Source organism: Salegentibacter sp. (assembly GCF_041642575.1).
GTDB lineage: Bacteria > Bacteroidota > Bacteroidia > Flavobacteriales > Flavobacteriaceae > Salegentibacter.
Genome location: NZ_JBEPWD010000183.1, coordinates 1 through 2,223, shown reverse-complemented (window position 1 = coordinate 2,223; position 2,223 = coordinate 1). Strand labels below are relative to the sequence as shown.

Below are 2,223 nucleotides of genomic sequence, written 5' to 3'. Positions count from 1 at the left end.
CAAGGCCATATAAAACCCATCAAACCCTGTTTCTGAGGAAAGAAGTTTCTGGTCTTTGATTAGCTTGAAGTCTTTACCCTCATCTGAAGCCAGGAAAAACTCAACCTGCTGCTGATTTTCAGAAGGGAGAATAGAGCAGGTCGCATATACCATTTTCCCTCCCGGTTTTAACATTTTGGAGTATTTTGAGATAATTTCAGCCTGGGTCTTTTTAATATTATCAATAAACTCAGGTTGTAATTTCCATTTTGCATCAGGATTTCGGCTAAGCACACCGAGGCCGCTGCAGGGAGCATCGATCAAAACTCTGTCAGCTGTGTTATAGAGTTTTTTCACCACTTTGGTAGTGTCTATAGCCCTGGTTTCAATATTGTGCGCTCCGGCACGTTTAGCGCGGCGTTTGAGTTCCTTAAGTTTGTTTCCGTAGATATCGGTGGCGATTATTTGGCCTTTATTTTCCATAAGGGCGGCCAGGTGAAGGCTTTTCCCGCCGGCACCGGCACAGGTGTCTACTACACGCATTCCGGGTTCTACTTCCAGGAAATGTGCCACCAATTGAGAAGAAGCATCCTGAACTTCAAAAAGCCCGTCTTTAAAAGCCTGTGTTCTAAAGACATTTGCGCGTTCTTCCAATTGTAAGGCTTCCGGATATCCTTTTATTGTATGAGTAATAATTTCCTCTTCCTTTAATATCTGCTGGAGTTTTTCTGGAGTGGTCTTGAGGGTGTTTACCCTTAGTAGCACAGGAGCTTGTTTGTTTAAAGCTCCTATTTCTTTTTCCCAGGTTTCTTCTCCAAGCTCGGCTACTCCGGTTTCATCCAGCCAATCAGGGATAGACTCCCTCATTTTTCTGATTTTGCTCAGGCTGTCAAATTTACCTTTAATTCTACGGGTTGGAGTACCTTCAAATTGTGGCCAGTCCGGTAATTTTATTCCGCGAAGCGTAGCCCAAACGGTAAAAATGCGAAACAGGTTTTCACGGTCAAATGGTTCCTTAACTTCGGCGATTTCAGCATAGAGTCTTTTCCATCTCACGATGTCGTAAGTGGTTTCAGCAATAAAACTGCGGTCGCGGGCACCCCAGCGTTTATCGCGTTTTAAGGTTTTTTCTATTACTTTATCGGCATAAGCTCCTTCGTTGAAAATTTCTGAAAGAGCATCAAGGGTTGCAAAAACCAAATTCCTGTGTAAACGCATAATCAAATTTTAAGGCTGCAAAGGTAGGTTTTTTTACCCGATAATCGCGAGATTCAGAAAACCCCATGCCTGTTTTTAAGTTCAAATATTATATCAATTTTGGATGTCTCGTGAACTTGTTCCGTGGCATTTTATCTTCAGAAAAATTTATCTTTGGTCAAAATCCCATAAGGATCACTGAAACCGAAATTAATTCCAAATGAAAAAAATACTTTTCCTTGCTTTATTGCTAAGCTTTTCCTGCAAATCTGACAAATCTGACAAATCTGACAAATCTGAAACTTCTGAAACAAAGAATGCTGAAGCGAAAGAATTCGGCAGTGTTGAGATCGAAAATATTTTTGAGGATGATTCGCTAAGTATTCGGGCAATAGAGATCATAGGGAACAACCTTGCTTTTGCCGCGAATAAAGGAACTTTCGGACTTTATAACAGTCAAACGGGAGAAATGAAAACCGGAGTTATAAAAGACGGAGATTATATTCCTGAATTCAGGGCGGTGGCCAGCACTAATACAGATGTTTTTGTATTAAGCGTTGGAAGTCCGGCTTTGTTGTATAAAACCGGAAATTCGGGTCAGATGGAGCTGGTTTATCGCGAAAATGATGAAAAAGCTTTTTATGATTCTATGATCTTCTGGAATGACCTTGAAGGTATTGCGATGGGAGATCCAACCGAAAATTGTTTGTCTGTGATCATTACCCGGGATGGAGGGGAGAACTGGGAGAAAATAGACTGTAGTGTGTTACCGGAAGCTGCAGAAGGTGAAGCCGCTTTCGCTGCCAGTAACTCTAATATTGCCGTGAAAGATGATAAAACCTGGATACTTTCCGGAGGAAAAAAATCAAGGGTTTTTTACTCTCCAGACAAGGGAAAAAGTTGGGAGGTTAACGACACTCCGCTTATTCAGGGAAAGGAAACCACCGGAGGTTACAGCATTGATTTTTATGATGAAAATAACGGGATTATAATCGGCGGGGATTACACCAATCCGGGTGATAATTCAGCGAATAAAGCAATAACAAG

Annotated in this window: 2 protein-coding genes; one reads left to right on the top strand and one right to left on the bottom strand. The window is 41.5% G+C overall.

What is annotated here, in order from left to right:
• Nucleotides 1-1,197 (bottom strand): RsmB/NOP family class I SAM-dependent RNA methyltransferase (locus ACESK1_RS13110; protein ID WP_372920621.1); only part of this gene is annotated, 1,197 nt, incomplete at its 3' end.
• Between the two features lie 199 nt (nt 1,198-1,396).
• On the opposite strand from ACESK1_RS13110, the gene ACESK1_RS13105 reads away from it, so the two are divergent.
• The coding region (locus tag ACESK1_RS13105) for a WD40/YVTN/BNR-like repeat-containing protein (protein ID WP_372920620.1) at nt 1,397-2,223 on the top strand (827 nt) is incomplete at its 3' end.